Source organism: Pseudomonas sp. S44 (genome assembly GCF_016624805.1).
GTDB classification, from domain to species: Bacteria; Pseudomonadota; Gammaproteobacteria; order Pseudomonadales; family Pseudomonadaceae; genus Aquipseudomonas; species Aquipseudomonas machongensis.
Genome location: NZ_JACVTY010000008.1, coordinates 132,559 through 156,450, shown reverse-complemented (window position 1 = coordinate 156,450; position 23,892 = coordinate 132,559). Strand labels below are relative to the sequence as shown.

Genomic DNA, 23,892 nt, shown 5'->3' with positions numbered 1-23,892 from the left:
GCCAGACAAGGACAATGACCATGCAGACGACGCCTCACTCCTCGACCCCGGTGATCACCGACCTGCGCGTGATTCCGGTCGCCGGCCACGACAGCATGCTGCTCAACCTGAGTGGCGCCCACGGCCCGTTCTTCACCCGCAACATCGTGGTGCTGCGCGACAGCGCCGGCAACACCGGCCTGGGCGAAGTGCCTGGCGGCGAGAACATCCGCCAGACCCTCGAAGACAGCCGCAGCCTGGTGGTCGGCCAGCCGATCGGCCATTACCAGCGCGTGCTCAATGCCATGCGCCAGACCTTCGCCAACCGCGATGCTGGCGGGCGCGGGCTGCAGACCTTCGACCTGCGTATCACCGTGCATGCAGTGACCGCCATCGAGTCGGCCCTGCTCGACCTGCTCGGCCAGCACCTGAACGTGCCGATGGCAGCGCTGCTGGGTGAAGGCCAGCAGCGCGAGTCAGTGAAGATGCTCGGCTACCTGTTCTACATCGGCGACCGTACCCGCACCGATCTGGCCTACCGCAACGAAGCCGAGGCCGATGACGACTGGCTACGCTTGCGCCACGAGCAAGCCCTGACGCCCGAGGCGGTGGTGCGCCTGGCCGAGGCCGCCAAGGCCCGCTACGGCTTCAACGACTTCAAGCTCAAGGGGGGCGTGCTGCGTGGCGAGGAAGAGATGGAGGCTGTCACTGCCCTGGCCGAACGTTTCCCCGAAGCGCGCATCACCCTCGACCCCAACGGTGCCTGGTCGTTGAAGGAGGCCATTGCCCTGTGCCGCGACAAGCACGATGTGCTGGCCTACGCCGAGGATCCGTGCGGCGCGGAGAATAGTTATTCCGGCCGCGAAGTGATGGCTGAGTTCCGCCGCGCCACCGGCCTGCCCACCGCCACCAACATGATCGCCACCGACTGGCGGCAGATGGGCCACGCCATCCAGTCGCAGTCGGTGGACATCCCGTTGGCCGACCCGCATTTCTGGACCTTGCAGGGCTCGGTGCGGGTGGCGCAGATGTGCCATGACTGGGGCCTGACCTGGGGTTCGCACTCCAACAACCACTTCGATATTTCGCTGGCCATGTTCACCCAGGCGGCGGCTGCCGCGCCGGGCGAGATCACCGCAATCGACACCCACTGGATCTGGCAGGACGGCCAGCGTCTGACCCGCGAGCCGCTGCGTATCGTCGACGGCCATGTACGGGTGCCGACGCGGCCGGGGTTGGGCGTCGAACTGGATGAAGACCAGTTGATGAAAGCCCATGAGTGCTACCGCAACATGGGCCTTGGCGCGCGGGATGACAGCGTGGCGATGCAGTTCCTGGTGCCGGGGTGGACCTTCGACAACAAACGGCCTTGCCTGGTGCGTTGAGGCGATTGACCCGCCTGTGTGCAGGCTTGCCCGTGAAAAGGATCGCGCAGTGATTGGTGCCAGCAAACCGCTGCCAATCACCGCGCCCCAGCGCCCTTTACGCAGACGTTATCCCCCGCTCGAACAGCACCACCGCCGCCCGCACCTTGCGCCCACCGAACAGGCTCATGCGCTGGAACTCGCCATGGCTCACCGGCAGGTGCTGGCAGTCCAGCGCCAACCGGTGCCGGCCGTGGTCGGTGTCCGGATCGTGCAGGTAGACGAAGTCGGCATTGCAGCCAGTCACCAGCACCCAGTGCGGCGCCTTGCTGCCGGTCAGGCGGTAGTTGCTGATCAGCACCAGTGCCAGGCCGCCCTCGGCCAGCAGTGACGGCAGGTCGAGCGGGCCGTAGCCGAGTTGCACGTCGGTGCCCTGCAGTTGCATGCAGAAATCCTCGTGCACCAGGCGCATCACCTCTTTCTTGTTGGCCTGGCGCACGCCATCGAGAAACAGCGGGCCGTCGTTGCTCAGTTGCAGGTGCACGCGAAAACCACGGCGCCAGGCGGTCAGAGCCAGCCCGTGCGGGCTGCAACCGCCGTGGCCTGAGGTCATGAACACGGTGGTTGCCTCACGCCACAGCCGCACCTCTTCCTGGCGTGTCGGTTGCAACTGCGGGCGCAGCGCGGCCATGGCCATCAACAGGCACGCCGGGCCACAGGTGAAGTCGGTGGTCTGCGCGTAATAGGGCACCGCGCGTGCCTCGCTGGCCGCGCGTTGGAGGATGCGCTTCTCGTAACGCAGGGCGCTGACGTGGTCCTCGTAGTAGTCCTCGACCTGGGCGAAGCGTCGGTAGCCGTGGCGTTCATACAGTGCGATGGCGCGCGGGTTATCGACGCGCACCTCCAGGCGCAGGTAGGCGCGATCGTGCTCCAGTGCGCAGCGCTCGGCACGCTCCAGCAGTCGCGCACCAAGCCCTTCACCGCGCGCCGCTGGGGCGATGGCGATGGAGTACAGCCGCGCCAGCGAGGTGTTGCGATGGAACAGCAGCAGCGCGTAGCCCATCAATTGCCCATCGCGCTGTGCCACCAGCAAGCTGGCGTTGGCGTGGGCAATCATCCAGCGCAGGCTGCGGGCGTTGAGCCGGTCCGAGACGAAGCACTGGTTCTCGAGGGCCAGCAAGGCCGGCAGGTCTTCAAGTGTTGCCAGGCGAAATTCGATTTGCATGGGGCCGCCGTAAAAGTTGCGTAATGAAACGAGACATTCGAAAAACATCGTGCTTAATAGAAGCGTGTGTCCCAAACACAGGGCTTCAGGCAATGTCTTCGTTTCAAGAAACCTTATCGACCGGCTCCGAGGAAAGTGCGTTATCCGGCGTGCACGCTGCGAGTTATCCGCCGACGGGCACCCCCAAGTCAAGTCAATTGATGATTATCGTGGAGCGCCGTGAAGACTGGGCTTCGTACCTTCCAAGCGAAGATATGATGACCGCTCAGGAATACCTCGAACAATCGCCAGATCCTTCGCCGGGTCAACGGGTGCAAGTTATAAACTTGTGCCGAAACTATAAGTATCTGGGTCATGGTTATTATTGTTCTTTATTGGCCGAGGCCCGGGGTCATCATGTCATTCCGTCTGTAAAAAGTATCAGCGAACTGACGCGCAAGTCGTTATATGGGTTGGCGCTGGATGAGATGGCAGGCCGCCTGGAAAGTGCGTTGGTCAATCACCCTTATGGCGAAACCGAAGGTTTCACCTTGAGCCTGTATTTCGGTCGAACCGATCTGGAACCGCTGCAGGACATCGCTCGGCAGTTGTTCGAGGCGTTTCCCTGCCCGATCCTGCTGGTGGAGTTTCGCAAGACCACTTCCTGGCACATCGCCGGGGTCAAGGCCGGGGCGTTGCACAAGTTGCGGGAAAACCAGCAGGACCAGTTCGCCAACGCCCTGGACGGTTTCAGCCGCAGGATCTGGCGCCAGCCACGCTCACGGCGGATGGCGCGCTACGACCTGGCCATCCTGCATGACCCCGACGAGGCCCTGCCACCGTCCAATGCCAAGGCGCTGGAGCAGTTCGTCAAGGCCGGCCACCGCTTGGGTATCGATGTCGAGCTGATCGAGCGCAAGGACTATGCGCGCCTGGCCGAATACGACGCCTTGCTGATCCGTGAAACCACCAGCGTCGACAACCACACCTACCGTTTCGCCAAGAAGGCCGAAAGCGAAGGGTTGGTGGTGATGGACGATCCGGCATCGATCCTGCGTTGCACCAACAAGGTCTACCTGACCGACCTGCTGCGCAGCAACCGCCTGGCCATGCCGGCCAGCGAGATTCTCTACCGCGACAACCCGCAGGACCTGGAGCGGGTCGGCGAGCGCCTCGGTTTCCCATTGGTGCTGAAGATTCCTGACGGTTGTTTTTCCCGGGGGGTGATCAAGGTCAAGGACCAGGCCGAGCTGCTCGAGGCGACCAGCGAGCTGTTCGAGCACTCGGTGCTGCTGCTGGCCCAGGAGTACCTTTACACCGAATACGACTGGCGTATCGGCGTGCTCAACCGCAAGCCGATCTTTGCCTGCCAGTACTTCATGTCCAAGGGCCACTGGCAGATCTTCAACCACCAGGCCAAGCGCGACGAGGTCAACGGCGAATGCCGCACCCTGGCCGTGCACGAAGCGCCACGGGCGGTGGTGGAGTTGGCGGTCAAGGCCGCCAACCTGATCGGTGACGGGCTGTACGGGGTGGACCTCAAGCAGGTGGGCGAGCGCGTGGTGGTCATCGAGGTCAACGACAACCCCAACCTGGATGCCGGCATCGAAGACGCCTACCTGCACGAAGATCTCTACACCCTGGTACTCGAAGAGTTCATCCGCCGCCTGGAGCAGAAGCGCCGCGGCCAGGCCTGGTAACGAGGATTGAGCATGATCACCTGCTATACCCTGGCCCACGGCCAGTTGCGCGAAGGTGACGGGCTGGACAGCGAGGTGCTGCTGTTCGTCGACCCCGACAGCGCCGAGCGCGAACTGCTGCAGGCATGGTTCCACCTGGATGCCCACGCCCTGGCCTCGGCGCTGGACCCGGACGAGGTGTCGCGCATCGAGGCGCATCGCGACGGCCTGTTCCTGATCTGGAAGCGCCCACAGAACTACTCCGGTGGTGACAGCTTCGCCTTTCAGGTGTCCTCCTTCGGCCTGTTGCTGGATGACCGTCGCCTGGTACTGATCGCCCCGGACAGCTCGCCCCTGGACGGCCTGGGCAATCGCCATGCGCTCGAGCGCCCGCTGGATGTGCTGCTGGGCATCCTGCTCGACAACCTGCACCACTACCTTGGCCACCTGAAGGTGATCAAGCTGGTTGGGCGCGAGTTGCAGCAGCGCTTCGAGCAGTCGCTGGAAAACCGTCACCTGATGCAGATGTTCAATCTCAGCGAGAGCCTGATCCACTACATCAACGCCATCCACAGCAACGGCGCAGTGCTTGCCCGCCTGCGCAGCCACGGCGAGAAGCAGCATTTCGACGCCGCTGCGCTGGCGCTGATCGACGACCTGGTCATCGAGAACACCCAGTGCCACAAACAGGCCGAGATCTACTCGATGGTGTTCGCCGGGCTGATGGACGCGCGCGGCAACCTGGCCAACAACGCGATGAACGAAACCTTGCGCAAGCTCACCCTGATCAACGTGGTGTTCCTGCCGCTGAACCTGATCGCCAGCATCGGCGGGATGTCCGAGTTCAGCATGATGACGGCCGGGGTGCCGTGGTGGGCGTCCTATTCGTTGCTGGTGCTGGCGATGATGCTGCTGGGGGCGGGAATGGTACTGGGGCTCAAGCGCATGGCGCGGAGGATGGCATGAGCAATCTGCAGATAGGGCTGTGCGTGGTGTCGGTGATCGTGATCTTCGCGGTGGTGAACTACTACTGGGATCACCGTCGCGACCAGTAGTAACTGTCTTGCTCGAGATCTGAAGGTCCAGCCCAATTCCTGTGGGAGCGGGCTTGCCCGCGAAAAAACCTTCGCGGTGGATAGCATCGATTTGACCCGTCTTCGCAAGTCCCGGTGTCGTGATCGAACAGCTTCATGGCGCGCTGGAACAATTTGCCCCGCACCCGCGCTGTTTGAATGAAGCCGACCTCGACGCCGCCGCTCGCCCAACCCGTGAACAACGTCAATAAAATCACTTGAGCCGCGTGCAACTCATTGTCCAGAAAGGAGTTAGCTTTCGCCTACGCCTGCCCGTCCTTCCTTGTGTCAGCAAAAAGAGAACAAGATCAATGAACACCGTGGGAACTGATGGCAACCTTGCACAAGGTTTCAAGCCACGTCATGTAACGATGCTGTCCATCGCCGGCATCATCGGTGCAGGACTTTTCGTCGGCTCCGGACACGCCATCGCGGCTGCCGGGCCCGCCACCATCCTCTCCTATTTCGTCGCCGGCACGCTGGTCGTGCTGGTCATGCGCATGCTCGGCGAAATGGCCGTCGCCCATCCCGACACCGGATCCTTTTCCACCTACGCCGACCAGGCCATCGGCCGTTGGGCCGGCTACACCATCGGCTGGTTGTACTGGTGGTTCTGGGTGCTGGTCATTCCCATCGAAGCGTTGGCCGCAGGCCATGTGCTCAACGCCTGGTTCCCGCAGGTCGATAGCTGGATCTTTGCCCTCGCATCGGTATTGCTGCTGGCCTGCACCAACCTGTTCAGCGTGGCCAAGTACGGCGAGTTCGAGTTCTGGTTCGCGATCCTCAAAGTTACGGCGATCCTGGGCTTCATCGGCCTGGGTTTCGCCGCGCTGATGGGCTGGTTGCCCAACCGTGAAGTCAGTGGCCTGAGCACACTGATGAGCGAGCACGGCGGCTTCGCGCCCAAGGGCTGGTCGGCGGTGATCGGCGCCTTCATCACCGTGATGTTCAGCTTCATCGGTACGGAAGCAGTGACCATCGCCGCCTCCGAATCCAACGACCCGGCGCGCAACATCGCCAAGGCCACCCGCTCGGTGATCTGGAGGATCAGCACCTTCTACATCCTGTCGATCTTCGTGATCATCTCTGTGGTGCCGTGGAACGATCCGCAGCTTGCGGTGGTGGGCTCGTACCAGCGGGCGCTGGAGATCATGAACATCCCCAACGCATCGTTCATGGTCGACCTGGTGGTGCTGATCGCCGTGACCAGTTGCATGAACTCGTCGATCTACATCGCCTCGCGCATGATGTTTTCGCTGGCCAAGCGCGGCGACGCCCCGGCCATGCTCAAGCGCACCTCGAAGGTTGGCGTGCCGCGTGCGGCGGTGTTCGGCAGCACGCTGATCGGGGCGGCCATCGCCATCCTCAACTACTTCGCCCCCAAGGGCGTGTTCGAGTTCCTGCTCGCCAGTTCTGGCGCCATCGCCCTGTTGGTGTACCTGGTGATCGCCATCTCGCAGTTGCGCATGCGCCGGCGCCTGGAGCGCGAGAGCACGGAACTGAAGTTCCGCATGTGGTTGTTCCCCTGGCTGACCTGGGGAGTGATCGTGTTCATCAGCTGCGCGCTGGCAGTGATGATGTATACCGAGGAGCACCGCGCGGAAGTCAGCGCCACGCTGAGCCTGGCAATCCTCATCTCGTTCCTCGGCATCGTCACCACGCGCGGGCATGGCCGCAAGGTAGCGGTGCGCTCGATGGGCTAGGGTCTGTCTGAAATGTGTCTGCACGAAGGCCAGACAAGGCGAAACGGGGGGAGGAAGCGGAGTGTACTGGAGTACATGAGCATTCCGAGCCCCGTTTCAACGCAGTATGGGCGAGTGCAGATACATTTCAGGCAGAGCCTAGGCTGGGCGTATGTAACGGGTTACGACGAAGGGCGCTTTTACCAGGCGCCCCTCTGTCGTTTACCACAGCGACCTCGGAGCGGTCCGACATCTTTAGGATGCACCCCTGGATAGGCTTCCTGGCTTCGAACCATGCCAGGAACCCTTCGATGAAAGACCCACAGCAACATGACCACGCAACCAACGCCACACCCGCCAGGGAGGAGCGCTTCGATGAGGTCGTGAACCTCATCCACTCGGCACGACAACGCTGCATGCAAGCCGTCAACACGCAGCTCATCGAGCTGTATTGGCAGGTCGGTGCCTACATCAGTCGCAAGATCGAGAATGCCGAATGGGGCGATGCCGTGGTCAGCCAACTGGCCGCCCACCTGGCGCGTACACAGCCAGGGTTGCGTGGATTCACGCGGCGTAACCTCTTCCGCATGCGCCAGTTCTACGAGACCTATCGCCATGAGGAGAAAGTGTCAGCACTGCTGACACAATTGCCCTGGACCCAGAACCTGACGATTCTCAGCCAAGGCTGGCACCCTGAAGAGCGCGAGTTCTACCTGCGCATGGCAATTCAGGAGAAGTGGTCGAGTCGCGAACTGGAGCGGCAGATGAAGGCCGCCCTGTTCGAGCGCAGCGTTGCCGACCCGCTCAAGGCATCAGCCTCTCTTGCCCAGGCCCACCCGCAAGCCCTCTCGGTGTTCCGTGATGCCTACCTGCTGGACTTCCTCGACCTGCCCCAGGGGCATGCCGAAGCCGATCTGCACAAGGGCTTGCTGCAGCGCTTGAAGGACTTTCTCGTGGAGCTTGGCCGTGACTTCTGCTTCGTTGGCTCGGAGTATCCACTGCAGGTCGGTGGGCGTGACTTTGCCGTGGATCTGGTGCTGTTCCATCGCGGGCTCAACTGCCTGGTCGCGGTGGAGCTGAAGGTCGGGCGCTTCGAGCCCGAGTACATGGGCAAGCTGGATTTCTATCTCGAGGCGCTGGATCGCAACGAGCGCAAGGCGCATGAAAACCCCGCCATCGGCGTACTGCTGTGCGCCAGCAAGCATGACGAGGTGGTCGAGTATGCGCTCAACCGCAGCCTGTCACCGGCCCTCGTCGCCGAGTACCAGACCTGCCTGCCGGACAAGGCGCTGCTGCAGGCCAAGCTGCAAGAGTTCTACGCCCTCGACGCACGCTGACTCTCCCCCGAAACCGACTCGATCCCTATCTGAACGCCAGCCCAACCGTTGTAGGAGCGGGCTTGCCCGCGAACACGGGCATAGCCCGTGCCAGGCAGCGCGATGTCTTTTTCGCGGGCAGCCCGCTCCCGCAAGTGCGCCGGAGCTATCACCACTCGTCAAATAATCAATTGACGAATATCAAAATCACTATTAGCTTAACCATTAAATCGAACAATAAATATCGCACAGCGATACGTGAGGCTTGAATTGTACGATCCATTGGTTGATGCGAACCCAGGCCGGGCCCAGCCCCATGCGCCGTCCTACTGGGCCGATACCGCAGGCTCGCCGGTCGCCGACGATGGCCCGGTGCGTGGCAACGAAGACGTCGAAGTGGCGATCATCGGTGCTGGCTACACCGGCCTCAGCTGCGCGCTGCACCTGGCCCGCGAGCACGGGGTGCGGGCGGTGGTGCTGGAGGCGAACCAGACTGCCTGGGGTTGCAGCGGACGCAATGGCAGCTTCGCGCGCATTTCCGGTGGCCGCGTACCGCTGGCTGCACTGATCGAGCGCTACGGCGCCGACACCGCGCGCCAGTACTTCAACGAGATGCGCCAGGCGCTGGACACCACCCGCGGCCTGATCCGCGACGGCAACATCGACTGCGACGTGCAGCCGGATGGCGTGTACAAGGTTGCCAGCAAGGCCATTCACGTCGAGTCGCTCAAGCGCGAAATGGGCCTGTACAACGACCTGCTCGACTACCCGGCCCGCTTCGTCGAAGCCGCCGACCTGCAGGCGGTACACGCGGGTGCCGAGTCGTTCGGTGCACTGCACATGCCCGACGGTTTCAGCATGCATCCGCTGAAACTGGCCTGGGGCGTACAGCGCATGGCCCGCGAGGCTGGCGCGCGAGTGCACACCGGCTCGCCGGTGACCGCCTGGACCAGCAGCGCGCAGGGCCATCGCCTGGTCACGCCAGGCGGAGTGATCACCGCGCGCAAGGTGGTGGTTGCCACCAACGGCTACACCTCGCGGCAACTGCACCCGGCACTGACCGGGCGGATCCTGCCGGTGCATTCGCAGATCATCGTCACCCGGCCGATGAGCGCCGCAGAGAAGCAGGCCAGCCTGCCGGGTGCCGACTGCATGTTCGACACCCGCAACCTGCTGTTCTATTACCGCCGCCTGCCGGACGATCGCATTCTCTTCGGCGGTCGCAGCGCGGTGAATGGCCGCGACGCGGAAAACCCGCTGCACCGCGAACGCCTGCTGGCTGCGCTGTGTCGCAAGTTCCCCGCGCTGCAGGGCATCGACGTGGATTACAACTGGGGCGGCTGGGTCGCGGTGACCAACAACTCGCTGCCGCACTGCTACCCGATCCAGGGCGTGGCCAATGCCTACACCGGCGGCGGCTATGCCGGCAGTGGCGTGTCGTTCTCGCTGCAGACCGGCAAACGCCTGGCGCAGATGGCCTGCGGTGAAGCCCGGCCCACACCGGTGCCGTTCCTGCACCAGGCGCCCAAGCCGTTCCCGTTCCAATCCTTCCTGCGTGTCGGCCAGCGCATGGCCTACGCCTGGTATCGCTTCAAGGACGCCGAGCGCGCGTCCGTCTAACTGGAGAGCGTCATGATCTATAGCGAGTACCTTATCGACGGTGAGCTGGTGCGCGGGCAGGGCGACGAGTCGCCGATCCTGGCGCCAGCCGACGAGCGTGTGCTGCATGTGTTGGCCGATGCCTCGCCGGCCCAGTTGGATGCCGCCGTCGATGCCGCCGAGCGTGCCTTCACCGGTTGGGCGCGCACGCCACCGCGCCAGCGCGGCTACCTGCTGCTCAAGCTGGCCGAGCGCATCGAAGCCGACGCCCAGGCGCTCGGCACCCTGGAAAGCCAGAACTGCGGCAAGCCGCTGCAAAAGGCGATTGGCCACGAAGTGCCGGCGGTCGCTGATGTGTTCCGCTTCTTCGCCGGGGCTGCGCGTTGCCTGCCGGGCAGCGCCGCCGGTGAATACGTCGCCGGCAGCACCAGCATGATCCGTCGCGACCCGCTCGGCGTGGTCGGGCTGATCGCGCCGTGGAACTACCCGCTGCTGATGGCCGCCTGGAAGCTGGCCCCGGCCCTGGCCGCCGGCAACACCGTGGTGTTCAAACCGTCCGAGCTGACGCCACTGAGCGCCCTGTACCTGGCGCGGCTGTGTGCCGAGATCTTCCCGCGCGGGGTGGTCAACATTCTCTCCGGGCGCGGTGCCACCCTCGGCGCGCAGCTCAGCGCCCATCCCAAGGTGCGCATGGTCTCGGTCACCGGTGACATCGCCACCGGGCAGGCCGTGGTCCGCGCCGCTGCCGGCAACCTCAAGCGTACCCACCTGGAGCTGGGTGGCAAGGCGCCGGTGCTGGTGTTCGCCGATGCCGACATCCCGGCTGCAGTGCGCACGATGCGTACCGGCGGCTACTACAACGCCGGGCAGGACTGCACCGCAGCCTGCCGCGTGTATGTCGCCGAGTCGGTGCGCGAGCAGTTCCTCGAACAACTGGCTGCCGAGGTCTCGACCCTGCGTACCGGGCACCCGGAAGATCCGGCCAGCGACTTCGGCCCGCTGATCAGCCGCCGCCAGCAAGAGCGCGTGCAGGGCTTCGTCGAGCGTGCTGCGGCGCTGGCGCACAGCGAAGTGCTGGTCGGCGGCAAGGTTGTCGATGGCCCGGGCTTCTTCTTCCAGCCGACCGTCATCGCCGGTGTGCGCCAGGACGACGAGATCGTGCAGAAGGAAGTGTTCGGGCCGGTGGTGTCGGTCACGGCGTTCGACGATGAAGAGCAGGTGCTCACCTGGGCCAACGAAAGCGAATACGGCCTGTCGGCCTCGGTATGGACGCGCGATGTGAAGAAGGCCATGCGCACCGCCAGCCAACTGCAGTACGGTTGTGTCTGGGTCAACCAGCACATGACCCTGGCCACCGAGATGCCCCATGGCGGGCTGCGCCAGTCGGGCTACGGCAAGGACCTGAGCCTGTACGGTCTGGAGGATTACACCAGCGTGCGGCACATCATGATCGACATCGGCTGAGGCCGGGCAACTACACAAGAACACAAGAACACAACAACAAGCAGGGATGACTGCAGGACTGGATGTCCAGACGTTTCGCCAACTGTCTAACTACAACAAATGCAGGGGTTGAACATGAAACGATTCGAATGGCGTGCAGGCACCGTGGCGGTATTGCTGGGGCTGTGCACCTGGCAGGCCCACGCGGCCGAAAGCGTGACCTTCGCCGGCTGGGGTGGCGCCTTGCAGGACGCCGAACGCAAGGCCTACCTGGAGCCCGCGGCGAAGAACCTGGGCATCGCCGTCAAGGAAGACAACATGGACGGCCTGGCGGCGGTACGCGCCCAGGTGATGTCCGGCAAGCCCAAGTGGGATGTGGTTGAGCTGGCCTCCAACGACTGCATGGTGGCCGAGAAGGAAGGCCTGACCGAGCCGCTGGACTTCTCGGTCATCAAGACCGAGGGCGTCGATCCCAGGTTCTACGGCAAGAACTGGATCGCCAGCCACGCCTATTCGACGGTCCTGGCCTGGAGCACCGACGGCGATGCCGCCAAGGCCCAGACCTGGAAAGACTTCTTCGATCCGTCCGTGAAGGGGCCGCGCGCCCTGTACCGCAACCCGTTCACCACGCTCGAAGTGGCCCTGCTGGCCGACGGCGTGGCGCCCAAGGATCTTTACCCGCTGGACGTCGAGCGCGCCTTCAAGGTGCTCGAGCGGATCAAGCCGCAGGTGGTCAACTGGTGGAGCAGCGGCACCGATTCGGCGCAGCTGCTGCGCAGCCATGAGGTGGATTTCCTGGCCATCTGGGCCTCGCGTGTCGAAGACCTGAAGAAGGCCGGCCAGCCGGTGGACTACACCTACGACAAGGCGCTGCTCGACTATGACTGCGTAGTAGTGCCCAAGGGCGCGCCGAACAAGGCCCAGGCCATGAAGCTGATCGCGCAGATCATGTCGCCGCAAAGCCAGGCCATGCTTGCCACGCTGATCCCCAATCCGCCGGTCAACAGCAAAGCCTTCGACACCGGCATCATCCCGGCGGAGCTGGCCAGCAAGCTGCCCACGGCACCTGCCAACGTCGACAAGGTGGCCTTCTTCGACCCGGCCTGGTGGCAAGGTCGCCAGGCCGAACTCCAGCAACGTTTCGACCTGTTCATCCAGAACTGATCGACCTTTCCGCGCCCGCTGCGAACGGGCGCGCACCTGGAGAAAAGCACATGCACAAACACATGATCAAAGGCGCTGCGTTCAGCCTGCTGGCCAGCGCACTGTTCGCTGCCACCGCACATGCCGACGGCGGTATCACCTTCGCCGGCTGGGGTGGCGCCCTGCAGGACGCCGAGCGCAAGGCGTACCTGGAACCTGCCGCCAAGGCGCTGAACATTGCCATCCGCGAAGACAACATGAACGGCCTGGCCGCCGTGCGCGCCCAGGTGATGTCGGGCAAACCGAAGTGGGACCTGGTCGAGCTAGGCATCACCGACTGCGTGCAGGCCGAGAAAGAAGGGCTGTCCGAGCCGCTGGACAAAAGCCTGATCGACACCCGCGACATCGACCCGGCCGTGGTCGGCAACAACTGGATCGCCAGCCATGCCTACGCCTCGGTGGTGGCCTGGGCCAAAGACACCGGCAAGCCGGTGGCCCAGACCTGGCAGGCGTTCTTCGACCCCAACGTCAAAGGCGCACGGGCCATGTACACCAAGCCCTGGCAAACGCTGGAGGCCGCGCTGATCGGCGATGGCGTGGCCCCGGCGCAGCTGTATCCCCTGGACATCGACCGCGCGTTCAAGGCCCTGGAGCGGATCAAGCCGCAGGTCGTCAACTGGTGGAGCGCCGGTGCCGATTCGGCGCAATTGCTGCGCAGCCGCGAGGTGGACTTCCTGGCGATCTGGAACGGGCGCGTGGCCGAGGTGGCCAAGTCCGACGATGCGGTCGACTACAGTTTCGATGGCGCCATCCTCAGCTACGACTGCCTGATCGTGCCGCGCGGTGCGCAGAACAAGGACCTGGCCATGCGCGTGATCAACCAGATCATGCAGCCGACCAGCCAGGCGACGCTGGCGACCTTGATCCCCTACGCGCCGGTCAACAGCCGCGCCTACGAGATCGGCCTGATCAGCGCCGAGCAGGCCAGCCGTCTGCCGACCTCGCCGCAGAACATTGCCAAGGTGGCGAAGATCGACCCGCATTGGTGGGTGCAGAACCAGCAGGCGGTGCAGCAGCGTTTCGAGTTGTTCATCGCCCACTAGGACGAGGCGGGCCGTGCTGGCCCGCGTCATAACCCGTGTTCCGTGCCGCTTGCGGCCCCGAGTCTGACCATGTCTGAAGATACGAAGCTCTCGACCTCCATCGACATCGAGCATGTCACCAAGACCTACGGCAGTTTTGCCGCGCTCGACGACGTCTCCCTGAACATTCGCAGCGGCGAGTTCCTGTCGCTGCTGGGCTCGTCCGGTTCGGGCAAGACCACCTTGCTGATGGCCCTGGCCGGCTTCGTGCGCCCGGACGCCGGCAGCATCCGCTTCGGCGGGCGGGAAATGGTGTTCGAGCCGCCGCACAAGCGCGACCTGGGCATGATGTTCCAGAACTACGCACTGTTCCCGCACATGAACGTGTTCCAGAACGTCGCCTACCCGCTGAAGCTGCGCGGCTACAGCCGTGACGAGATCCGCAAGCGGGTCGGCGAGGCGCTGGAGATGGTCGAACTGGACAAGCTGGTCGGGCGGCGCATCGACGAGATGTCCGGTGGTCAGCGCCAGCGTATCGCCCTGGCCCGGGCGATCGTCTTCGAGCCGAAGATCCTGCTGATGGACGAGCCGCTGTCGGCGCTGGACAAACGCCTGCGCGAAACCATGCAGCTGGAGATCCGCCGCCTGCACGAGCGCCTGGGCATGACCGTGGTCTACGTCACCCACGACCAGCGCGAGGCACTGACCATGTCCGACCGCATCGCGGTGATGAGCCAAGGCCGGATCCAGCAGATCGACACCCCCGAGAGCCTCTATGAACGCCCGGCCAACCGCTTCATCGCCGAGTTCGTCGGCGAGTCGTCGTTCCTGCCGGTGGCCATGCGCGAGGGCAGGGCGTGGTTCCGTGACCAGCCGTTGCAGGCGGTGTTCAGCGAAGGCTGCCTGAACAACCCGAGCATCCTCCTGCGCCCCGAGAAACTGCGCTTCGTCGATGACGGCCAGCAGGGCCTGAACCTGTTCCGTGGGCAGGTCCACGACGTCATCTACCAGGGCGAAAGCCAGTTGCTGCAAGTGGACCTGGGCGAGGGCACGCAGGTGTCGATCCGCCGCCCCTCGCGCAGCTCCTCCGGTGACCGCCTGCCAACGCGTGGCGATCGCGTGGTGCTCGGCCTGCACCCGCAGGACAGCCTGATCGTGGGGGACTCGGCATGACTGCGCTCAACCTGCAAGGCGCGCTGCATGGCCAGGCCCTGCAACGCGCGGGCAAGCGCCACGGCTGGTTCCTGCTCTCGCCGATGCTGCCGGCGCTGCTGCTGGTGCTGGTGACCTTCGTGCTGCCGATCGGCTGGCTGTTCGGCCTGTCGCTGTTCGATGCCGATGGCAACCTCAGCGCCGAGAACTACACGCGCCTGCTGCAACCGATCTACGTGCTGGCGTTCACCCAGACCTTCAAGATCGCCCTGATCGTCACCGTGGTCTGCGTGTTGCTCGGCTATCCCTACGCCTACTTCATGGTCCACGCACCGCGCCGCCTGGCGGGCCTGGCGATGGCGCTGCTGCTGATCTCGCTGTGGACCTCGCTGCTGGTGCGCACCTACGCCTGGCTGGTGCTGCTGCAGCGGCGCGGCCTGGTCAACGACGTGCTGACCTCGCTGGGCATCGTCGACACGCCGCTGGCGCTGGTGCACAACCTCACCGGCACAGTGATCGGCATGACCCACATCATGCTGCCGTACATGGTGCTGCCGCTGTATGCGGCGATGAAGAGCATCAACCCGCTGTACCTGCAGGCGGCCTCGACCTTCGGCGCATCGCCGGTGCGGGCGTTTCGCGATGTGTTCCTGCCGCTGTCGCTGCCGGGCCTGGCTGCGGGCGCGACCTTGGTGTTCGTGCTCAGCCTGGGCTTCTACGTGACCCCGGCGCTGCTCGGTGGCGGCAAGGTGCAGATGCTGTCGATGCGCATCGAGAGCGATGTGTCGATGTACGCCAACTGGGGCGCTGCCTCGTCGCTGGGCGTGGTGCTGCTGGTGGCCACCCTGCTGATCCTGTTTATCGTCAAGAAGATCGCCGGCCTGGGCCGGCGCAGCGAGTGAAGCCATGAACCGACCCCTGAACCACTGGCTGGGCCTGGCCGCCCGCCGCGCCTGGCTGTACTTGCTGGTGCTGGCGATCATGGTGTTCCTGCTGACGCCAACCCTGATCGTGCTGCCGATGTCGCTGTCGGATGCGCGCTACCTGAGCTTTCCGCCCAAGTCGCTGAGCCTGCAGCCGTTCTTCAGCTATTTCGCCTCGATCGAGTGGCAGAGCGCTACGCGCATCTCGCTGATCACCGCGACCCTGACCATGATCCTGGCCACCACCCTGGGCACCGCGGCGGCCTACGCCCTGCACAACAGCCAGCAACGCTACCTGGGTGTGCTGCGCGGGTTGATGATGGCGCCGATGATCGTACCGTCGATCTTCATCGCCATCGGCCTGTTCTTCGTCTATGCGCGGCTCGACCTGAACAACAGCATTCCGGGGCTGGTGCTGGCGCACACGTTGTTGGCACTGCCCTACGTGATCATCAACGTCGGCGCCGGGCTCAAGAGCTACGACATGACCCAGGAGCACGCCGCCTGCATTCTTGGCGCCAGCCGCCTGCGTGCATTCTTCGACGTGACCCTGCCGCAGATCCGCTTCTCGGTGGTGTCTGCGGCCATGCTGGCATTCGCCGTGTCGCTGGATGAGGCGGTGATCTCGCTGTTCATCAGCGGCGGCGACAGTGCCACCCTGACCAAGCGCATGTTCAGCTCGCTGCGTTCGGAGATCGATCCGCTGATCGCCGTGGTCGCCACCTTGATGACGCTGTTGTCGATCATCATGCTGGCGGTCAGCCTCACTGCGCAGCGTCGCGCCCAGCGCCGGAGCGAGTCATGAGCCTGCGCCTGCCAGGCGCCAGTGGCGCGCCGCTGAGCTTCAGCTGGAATGGCCGCCGGCTGCAGGCCCTGGCTGGCGACAGCGTCGCCCAGGCACTGCTGGCCAACGGCATTCGCGACTTGGCCTGGACGCGCAAGGCGCACCGGCCCATGGGCCTGTCGGGGCTCTACACCACGGGCGTGCTGGCGCGTGTCGATGGCGTACCCAACGTGCGCCTGGACCAGTGCCTGGTGCGCGAAGGCATGCAGGTCAGTCGGCAGAACAGCTGGCCGAGCCCACGCTTCGACCTGCTGCGCCTGGCGCGGCTGGTGCCGTCCGGCTGGATCAAGGGCGGTTTCGAACAGAGCAACCTGGTGCCCAGTGGCGGCCGACTGTTCCAGCACTGGGAGGCGTTGCTGGCGTTCCTGGCCGGGGTGGCCGAGCCCGCCGACCAGGGCTTCGCCGGCCCACCTCCGCCAGGCCAGCGGCTGCAAGCCGAGGTGTTGGTGATCGGTGCCGGGCCTGCTGGCTGCGCAGCGGCCAACCGCGCTGTGCAGGAGGGGCGCGAGGTGCTGCTGGTGTCCCGTGGCGAGTCGCCCGCGCGCTATGCCCGGCAAGCCGGTGCAGCGCTGCCGACGCTCGATCCGCGCGTGCGCTGCCTGTTCGGGGTGGAGGTGTTCGGTGCCTACCGTGAAGGTCGGCTGCTGCTCGGCGCACCGATCGATTCTGCACGCGGCGCCGTGGCGCTGGAGGCCGGCGAGGTGATCCTGGCCACCGGGCGCAGGGTGGTGCCGACCTTGGTCGCCGGTGCCTGGCTGCCCGGGGTGATGGATGCGCGCACGGCCCTGGCACTGGCCAGCGACCGCCGCATTGCGCCGGGCAAATCGGTGGTCGTGCTTGGCGACGGGCAACAGCAGGCCTTGGCCAACCGCCTGCGCCAGTTGGGGGTGCAGGTGGTGGCCGTGGCCCAGGTCAGTGAGCTGCAGCGGGTCGTGGGGCACAACCGGGTCAGGGCTGTACAACTCGAGCGCCTGCAGCCCTGCGATGCGCTGGTGCTGGCCGGCCCCGGGCTGTTCGACGACAGCCTGAGCTTCCAGGCCTCGGCCAGTGGGCGGCTGCAACTGGTCGGTGCGCGTTCTTCGCTACGCCGCGCAGGCAGCGCCGCCGAACCGGACCCGGCGCTGGCGCCCGCACAGGATGCTGCCGTGTTGCTGTGTCCGTGCTTCGACGTATCCGGGCGCGAGGTCGATGAATTGCTGGAGCAAGGCATCGACGACCTGGAGGTGATCAAGCGCCTGACCTCCTGCGGCATGGGCCCGTGCCAGGGCCAACCGTGCTGGGACTCGCTGCGAGCCTACGTCGCCGGGCGCCTCGGCGTGCCCCTGCTGCAACTGGCCCGACCGACCCTGCGCCCGCCGCGCCGGGCCCTGACCGTGGCCCAGGCCGCCGGTCTTTGCGACGTCGTGGAGCCTCTGCAATGAACCTGAAAGCCCCGCTGCCCAAGCGCTGCAGCATCCTCATCGTCGGCGCCGGCATCCAAGGCCTGTCGCTGGCGTTCAACCTGGCCGAGCGCGGCGTGCGCGACATTCTCGTGCTGGATGCCGGCTACTGGCAGGGCGGTGCGTCGGGGCGCAACGGCACCCTGATCCGTGGTGCCTTCAGCTCGGTGGAGTGGACGCGCTTCTTTGCCTACTCCAACCAGCTCTGGCATGGCCTGTCGCGGCGCCTGGGCGAGAACGTCATGTACTCGATGCGCGGCTACAGCATGATCGGCGAGCGCACGGCCACCGCCGAACTGCTGCACCGTACCCGCGAAGTGCACCGCGAATGCGGCATCGATTCGCAGCTGCTCGACCCGGCACAGTTGCGCAGGGTGCTGCCGGCCCTGGCCCACGAACGGGTCAGCGCCGCCCTGCATCTGCCGGGCAGCGGCGTGGCACCGCACCATGCGGCGATGCATGCCTATCACAAGGCCTGCGAGCGCCTGGGCGTGACCCTGCGCTATCGCACGCCGGTCGCGGCCATCGACCGCAGCGCGGGCCGCGTCAGCGGCGTGCGGGTAGGGGAGCAACGCATCGATGCCGACGTCGTGGTGCTGGCCGGTGGCGCCAACAGCAATGCCCTGGCGCAGATGGCCGGGGTGCCGCTGGAGGGTTACCCGATGCGCCTCGAAGCCATGGCCCTGGAACCGACCCGCCCGCTGATCGGCCCGGCCGTGGCCCTGCTCGACCGGCTCTGCTACATGCACCAGACCGCCCGTGGCGAAGTGGTGGGCGGCGCCGAGGTGGCCGAGCGCCCGCAGGACACCCTCAATGCCGACGTCCCGGTGATGGCGGCGACCGCCAAGGCCTACATGGAGATGTTCCCGCAACTGGGCCAGGCGCGTATCCTTCGCCAGTGGGCCGGGCTGGTCCACATTTCGCCCGATTTCGGGCCATTGCTGGGGGCGCATCCCGCCTTGCCGGGGCTGTTCGTCAGTGCCGGCTGGTGCTACGGCCATGCCGGGGCGCCGGCGGCCGGCGAGCTGCTGGCCAGGGCCATCGTCGAAGGGACGGTGGACGAACGCATGAAACCCTTCGCTGTCGAGCGCTTCGTACAAGGGCGTCCGGTGGTCGAGCCGGGCATCGTGCTGAGTCATTTCGAATGAACAACCGTGAATGGGAGCATCCTTTCGCGGCGGCCGAGCCGGCCGTCCGGGTTGCCTCCCTCAGAGCTGTCAAAAAAGGATCGAACGCCATGAGCGCCGCTGAAGAATCGCCCCTGTTCGTCACCGCCCTGTCCAAGGGGCTGGCGGTCGTCACTGCGTTTCGCAGTGGCCGGCCGAGCATGAACCTGGTCGAGCTGGCCGAAGCCACGGGCCTGAACAAGAGCACGGTGCAGCGCTCGGTGTACACCCTCGAAACCCTCGGCTATCTGGCCAAGGATGCCGTGACCAAGCGCTATCGCCTGACCCCGCGCTCGCTCGACCTGGGCTCGGGCTACCTGCAGACCAGCGAGCTGGTCGAGCGCGCCAACCCCTACCTGCACGAGCTCAACCGCGACACCGGCGAGAGCTGCAACCTGCTCGAGCCCTGCGGCATGGACATGCTCTATGTGGCGCGCTTCCCCAGCCACAAGCAGATCCCGATCCACGTGCCACTGGGCCGTCACCTGCCGATGTACTGCACCGCCGCCGGCCGTGCCTACCTGGCGGCGCTGCCGGAGCGCGAGAGCGAGGCCATCCTCGATGCCTCGCAGCTGATCGCGCACACCTCCAGCACCGTGACCGACCGCGAGCGCCTGCGCGAGATCATCGCCAATGCGCGCAAGGACGGCCATGCCTTCGCCAGCGAGCAGTACTACGTCGGTGACATCAGCGTGGCGGCGGCGGTGGTCAATGCCGATGGCTACCCGCTGGGCGCTGTCAACGTCGCCGTGCCGCTGGGGCGCTGGAGCCTGGAGGAAGCCAGGAAGGACCTGGCGCCGAAGGTGATCAACACCGCGCGTTCGATTGCCAGTGCCGTGCGCAGCCTGCGCCCTTTGACCTGAAAAACCCTGTGAAGCCCTGTGGGAGCGGTGAATCCGCTCCTGCACGGCACCGCTTTGCCCAAAAACCAGCCCAACCCCAGGAGCCAACCATGTCCATCCAACGTTTCCAGCCCAACAACAACCGCCTCAGCCACGCCCTCGTGCACAACGGCATCGTCTATGTCACCGGCCAAGTCCCGGCCGACCGTACCCAGGACGTGCGTGGCCAGACCGCCCAGGTGCTGGCGCGCATCGACGAGCTGCTCGCCGAGGCCGGTTCCGACAAGTCGCACATCCTCTTCGCCCAGGTGTGGCTCAAGCATGCGGTTCAGGACTTCGCCGAAATGAACGCTGCCTGGGACGCCTGGGTACCGAAGGATGCACTGCCAGCCCGCGCTACCGTCGAGGCCAACCTTGCCGCCGAGAACATCCTCGTTGAAATCGCCGTTCAGGCCGCAGTCAAGGAGTAAGGTCATGGCGACGATCAAGCATCTGATCCACGGCGAGTCGGTCGCCAGCGGCGGGCGCACTGCCGAGGTGTTCAACCCCGCCACCGGCCAGGTCATCCATCAACTCGAACTGGCCAACCGTGCCACCGTGCAGGCGGCCATCGATTCGGCCAAGGCCGCGTTCCCGGCCTGGCGTAACACGCCCCCGGCCAAGCGCGCGCAGGTGATGTTCCGCTTCAAGCAATTGCTGGAGCAGAACGAGGCGCGTATTTCGCAGATGATCAGCGAAGAGCACGGCAAGACCCTCGAGGATGCCGCCGGCGAGTTGAAGCGCGGTATCGAGAACGTCGAGTTCGCCTGTGCTGCGCCCGAAATTCTCAAGGGCGAGTACAGCCGCAACGTCGGGCCGAACATCGACGCCTGGTCCGACTTCCAGCCCCTGGGCGTGGTGGCCGGGATTACCCCGTTCAACTTCCCTGCGATGGTGCCGCTGTGGATGTACCCACTGGCCATCGTCTGCGGCAACGCCTTCATCCTCAAACCCTCGGAGCGCGATCCGAGCTCGACCCTGTTCATCGCCCAACTGCTGCATGAGGCTGGCCTGCCCAAGGGCATCCTCAACGTGGTGCATGGTGACAAGGAAGCGGTGGATGCGCTGATCGAAGCACCGGAAGTCAAGGCCCTGAGCTTCGTCGGCTCGACGCCAATCGCCGAATACATCTATGCCGAAGGCACCAAGCGCGGCAAACGCGTGCAGGCGTTGGGCGGGGCGAAGAACCATGCGGTGCTGATGCCCGATGCCGAGCTGGACAATGCAGTCAACGCGCTGATGGGCGCGGCCTATGGTTCGTGCGGCGAGCGCTGCATGGCGATCTCGGTGGCGGTGTGCGTGGGCGACCAGGTCGCCGATGCGCTGATCGCCAAGCTGCAGCCGCAGATCAAGGCGCTGAAGATCGGTGCCGGCACCCAGTGCGGCCTGGACATGGGCCCTCTGGTGACGGCGGCCGCACGCGACAAGGTGCTGGGCTATATCGACGACGGTGTCGCGGCAGGGGCCGAGCTGGTGGTCGATGGTCGCGGTTTCTCGGTGGCGGGCAACGAGAACGGTTACTTCGTTGGCGGTACCTTGTTCGACCGGGTGACACCGCAGATGCGCATCTACCAGGAGGAGATCTTCGGGCCGGTGCTGTGCGTGGTGCGCGTGCAGAGCCTGGAGCAGGCCATGCAACTGATCAACGATCACGAATACGGCAATGGCACCTGCATCTTCACCCGCGATGGCGAAGCTGCGCGGCTGTTCTGCGACGAGATCGAAGTAGGCATGGTGGGTGTGAACGTGCCGTTGCCGGTGCCGGTGAGCTACCACAGCTTTGGTGGCTGGAAGCGCTCGCTGTTTGGCGACCTGCATGCCTACGGGCCGGATGGCGTGCGCTTCTATACCCGACGCAAGGCGATTACCCAGCGCTGGCCGCAGCGCAAGAGCCACGAGGCGTCGCAGTTCGCGTTCCCTAGCCTTTGAGGATGATCTGACTGGCGCTTTCGCGGGCAAGCCCGCCCCTACAGGTTTATGAGCAGCCCCTCAAATGTTGGACACCCGTCCACTTTTGGGGGGCAGCTCATGTGGGAGCGGGCTTGCCCGCGAAAGGGCCGGTCAGGCCACCACAACACTCAGCTACGGCACGCCAGCAACGCCAGCAAATGCTCGGCAAAAATCTCCGGCCTGCCCTCGAACAACCGCTGTAACGGCTTTCCCCTCCCCAGATGCGCATACAGCGCGCCACGCTGCGCCGGCTCGCTCACCATGCGCACTGCCGCCTCGATGTACTGCTCCACCGTCGCGGTAATGGTCCACCCAGGCAACCCCGCCCGCCTGAACAACCCCTCGTCGATATGCTCGAACACCTCCGGCCCGGTCTTGCACACCCCCGGCAACCCCAAGGTGAAGGCGTCGATGATGCCGTTGGTGTTGCCGAACGGAAACGGACTGAGGAACAGGTCGCAACGGTCGAAGGTGTCCAGGTACTGCGCATAAGGCTGGTGTGGGTGCACTACGGCATCCGGGACATAGCGGCGGATCAGGCGCTGCAGCTGCGGATAGAGCAACCCCTGCGCCTGGCCGATGAGAAAGTGCAGGCGCACGCGGCGGCCATGGCGCTCGCGGCTGCGCTCGACGATCTGCTGGCAGGCCTGGAGAAATCTCGGGTTGAGCTTCATGGTGGTGGCCGCCACGGCAATGGCCACCTCGGGGCTGTCGAGGCGTTCGCGGGCTCCGAGCCTGACCTCGATCGCCGAGGGGCGGTACGGCTGGCCGTCGCTGGGCAACAGCAGCAGGCGCTCGCTGAAGCACGCCGGGTCGCCGACGAAGTCCTCCTCGACGCTGATGTAGTCCACATGCCGCGAGCCGGTGGTCGCCGGGTGCCCGAGCGCGGCCACCTGCAACGGCGCCAGGCGCAGGTTGGCGACGAACAGGGTGAGCGGGAACATGCCGACACTGGGCATGTACAGCACCTGCGGGCGCGCTTGTTCGGCGAGGCTGCGCACCTGGCGCACGCAGGCGAGCAGGTCGTCCGGGGCCTTGAGTTCGATGAAGCGGTCGAACACCTTGCGCCCCAGTTCGTCGACATTGCTGGCATAGCCGACTGCCCACAGCTCGAAATGCTCACGGGCCGCTTCCAGGGTGCGCGAGTGGGTGCGGTAGATCGAATGAGCACCGGAAAACCATTCCAGCACTACCAGCATGCGCGGCTTGCCTTGGCGCGTGTTGGCTGGCGCAGGCAGCGAGGCGATGCCTTCGGCGTCCAGCTTGCGCTCGATCAGGCGGCAGATCGAACGCTTGATGCGGTGGCGCTGCGGCAGGTCGGCGTAGCTGCAGTGCATGTACACGTCGTGGATGATCGCCAGCGGCAACTGATCGAGGCTGTCGAGGTTGTCCAGCCGTTCGGGCAGCCAGGCCAGCAGCGCCTCGCGCTTGGAGTGCGCCGCAGGCGTGCCGAGAAAGCGCGGCGACAGCAGGGCCATGAACAGCGCCATCGCCAGTTGCGGGTTCTGCGTCCACAACAGTTCCACATCCAGCGGCAGCTGCGACTCCGGCGAATAGAGGATGCAGAACTTCACCCGTTGTTCCGGCGCCACTTCGAAGCGCTGGCTGCCCTGGCCGTGCAGGTTGAGGGTGCGCAGGATGTGGTCGGCGTTGATGAAGGCGCTGGCGGCGAACAGCGCCGACAGCCAGCGCTGGAAGTTGATCAGCTGGTCGAAGCCACCGGGGCTGATCTGGAACTGCGGATCGCTGAACAGCGCGCTGATCGCGCAGGTCAGGCGCGTCAGCACGTGGGCTTCGAGTTCGTCCTCGGGCACTGCCGGCGACACCGACAGCCTGAACTCCCCGGACAGCTTGCCGTAGTGGCGGTCGATGATCAGCAGCAGGCGCACCAGCTCGCGCGCCGCCTCCTCGTGCTGGCGCGTGTAGCAGAGCTGTTCGAAGTGCTCCAGCGCGAACGGGGTCTGGTTCATGGC

General features: G+C 65.2%; 19 protein-coding genes. 17 read left to right on the top strand and 2 right to left on the bottom strand.

Going from position 1 to position 23,892, the window contains the following annotated elements:
- Window positions 1-14 precede the first annotated feature (14 nt).
- A complete protein-coding gene (gudD, locus tag IAE40_RS09195; RefSeq protein ID WP_197893271.1) occupies window positions 15-1,364 on the top strand; it encodes a glucarate dehydratase in 1,350 nt (449 codons plus the stop codon).
- 97 nt (window positions 1,365-1,461) lie between these two features.
- On the opposite strand, the gene IAE40_RS09190 is transcribed toward gudD, so the two are convergent.
- The gene (locus IAE40_RS09190) at window positions 1,462-2,568 is read right to left on the bottom strand and encodes a peptidase C39 family protein (protein WP_200603066.1); all 1,107 of its coding nucleotides are present in this window, start codon (window positions 2,566-2,568) and stop codon (window positions 1,462-1,464) included.
- 200 nt (window positions 2,569-2,768) lie between these two features.
- On the opposite strand from IAE40_RS09190, the gene IAE40_RS09185 reads away from it, so the two are divergent.
- The 16 genes from IAE40_RS09185 (at window position 2,769) to IAE40_RS09110 (ending at window position 21,898) form a co-directional block, all read left to right on the top strand.
- Entirely contained in the window at window positions 2,769-4,247 is a 1,479-nt protein-coding gene (locus IAE40_RS09185; protein ID WP_231100340.1) for a RimK family protein, read from the top strand.
- Between the two features lie 12 nt (window positions 4,248-4,259).
- Window positions 4,260-5,192 (top strand): magnesium transporter CorA family protein, encoded by a 933-nt coding sequence (locus IAE40_RS09180; RefSeq protein ID WP_054894285.1) that lies wholly within the window; start codon window positions 4,260-4,262, stop codon window positions 5,190-5,192.
- Between the two features lie 418 nt (window positions 5,193-5,610).
- Window positions 5,611-7,002: a GABA permease gene (gene gabP / locus IAE40_RS09175; RefSeq protein WP_112899226.1), complete on the top strand. Its 1,392-nt coding sequence runs from the start codon at window positions 5,611-5,613 to the stop codon at window positions 7,000-7,002.
- Window positions 7,003-7,292: 290 nt separating this feature from the next.
- Window positions 7,293-8,318, top strand: a complete 1,026-nt coding sequence (locus IAE40_RS09170) for a PDDEXK nuclease domain-containing protein (RefSeq protein ID WP_200603065.1) — start codon at window positions 7,293-7,295, stop codon at window positions 8,316-8,318.
- A 249-nt stretch (window positions 8,319-8,567) separates the two neighbouring features.
- On the top strand, window positions 8,568-9,917 hold the full coding sequence (locus tag IAE40_RS09165) for an NAD(P)/FAD-dependent oxidoreductase (RefSeq protein ID WP_153774147.1): 1,350 nt from the start codon (window positions 8,568-8,570) through the stop codon (window positions 9,915-9,917).
- 12 nt (window positions 9,918-9,929) lie between these two features.
- Window positions 9,930-11,360, top strand: a complete 1,431-nt coding sequence (locus tag IAE40_RS09160; RefSeq protein WP_234465104.1) for a gamma-aminobutyraldehyde dehydrogenase — start codon at window positions 9,930-9,932, stop codon at window positions 11,358-11,360.
- A gap of 114 nt (window positions 11,361-11,474) precedes the next feature.
- Window positions 11,475-12,503 carry an ABC transporter substrate-binding protein gene (locus tag IAE40_RS09155; RefSeq protein ID WP_197893275.1) on the top strand — a complete coding sequence of 343 codons (1,029 nt, stop codon included), beginning with the start codon at window positions 11,475-11,477 and terminating at the stop codon, window positions 12,501-12,503.
- 50 nt (window positions 12,504-12,553) lie between these two features.
- Window positions 12,554-13,585 carry an ABC transporter substrate-binding protein gene (locus tag IAE40_RS09150; RefSeq protein ID WP_125931366.1) on the top strand — a complete coding sequence of 344 codons (1,032 nt, stop codon included), beginning with the start codon at window positions 12,554-12,556 and terminating at the stop codon, window positions 13,583-13,585.
- Window positions 13,586-13,654: 69 nt separating this feature from the next.
- Entirely contained in the window at window positions 13,655-14,737 is a 1,083-nt protein-coding gene (locus tag IAE40_RS09145) for an ABC transporter ATP-binding protein (protein WP_063546196.1), read from the top strand.
- Window positions 14,734-15,618 (top strand): ABC transporter permease, encoded by an 885-nt coding sequence (locus tag IAE40_RS09140; protein WP_153774146.1) that lies wholly within the window; start codon window positions 14,734-14,736, stop codon window positions 15,616-15,618. The genes IAE40_RS09145 and IAE40_RS09140 overlap by 4 nt, the downstream gene beginning before the upstream one ends.
- 4 nt (window positions 15,619-15,622) lie before the next feature.
- Window positions 15,623-16,444, top strand: coding sequence for an ABC transporter permease (locus IAE40_RS09135; RefSeq protein WP_054894290.1), 822 nt, complete (start codon window positions 15,623-15,625; stop codon window positions 16,442-16,444).
- Entirely contained in the window at window positions 16,441-17,904 is a 1,464-nt protein-coding gene (locus IAE40_RS09130; protein WP_200603064.1) for a 2Fe-2S iron-sulfur cluster-binding protein, read from the top strand. The genes IAE40_RS09135 and IAE40_RS09130 overlap by 4 nt, the downstream gene beginning before the upstream one ends.
- The gene (locus IAE40_RS09125) at window positions 17,901-19,070 is read left to right on the top strand and encodes an NAD(P)/FAD-dependent oxidoreductase (protein ID WP_054894292.1); all 1,170 of its coding nucleotides are present in this window, start codon (window positions 17,901-17,903) and stop codon (window positions 19,068-19,070) included. Before IAE40_RS09130 ends, IAE40_RS09125 begins: the two co-directional genes overlap by 4 nt.
- A gap of 89 nt (window positions 19,071-19,159) precedes the next feature.
- The gene (locus IAE40_RS09120; RefSeq protein ID WP_054894293.1) at window positions 19,160-19,951 is read left to right on the top strand and encodes an IclR family transcriptional regulator; all 792 of its coding nucleotides are present in this window, start codon (window positions 19,160-19,162) and stop codon (window positions 19,949-19,951) included.
- Window positions 19,952-20,040: 89 nt separating this feature from the next.
- The gene (locus tag IAE40_RS09115; RefSeq protein ID WP_054894294.1) at window positions 20,041-20,400 is read left to right on the top strand and encodes a RidA family protein; all 360 of its coding nucleotides are present in this window, start codon (window positions 20,041-20,043) and stop codon (window positions 20,398-20,400) included.
- Window positions 20,401-20,404: 4 nt separating this feature from the next.
- A complete protein-coding gene (locus tag IAE40_RS09110; RefSeq protein ID WP_200603063.1) occupies window positions 20,405-21,898 on the top strand; it encodes a CoA-acylating methylmalonate-semialdehyde dehydrogenase in 1,494 nt (497 codons plus the stop codon).
- Window positions 21,899-22,047: 149 nt separating this feature from the next.
- Here the strand turns inward: IAE40_RS09110 and IAE40_RS09105 are convergent, their stop codons facing one another.
- Window positions 22,048-23,889, bottom strand: a complete 1,842-nt coding sequence (locus IAE40_RS09105) for a peptide transporter (RefSeq protein WP_200603062.1) — start codon at window positions 23,887-23,889, stop codon at window positions 22,048-22,050.
- Window positions 23,890-23,892: the final 3 nt, after the last annotated feature.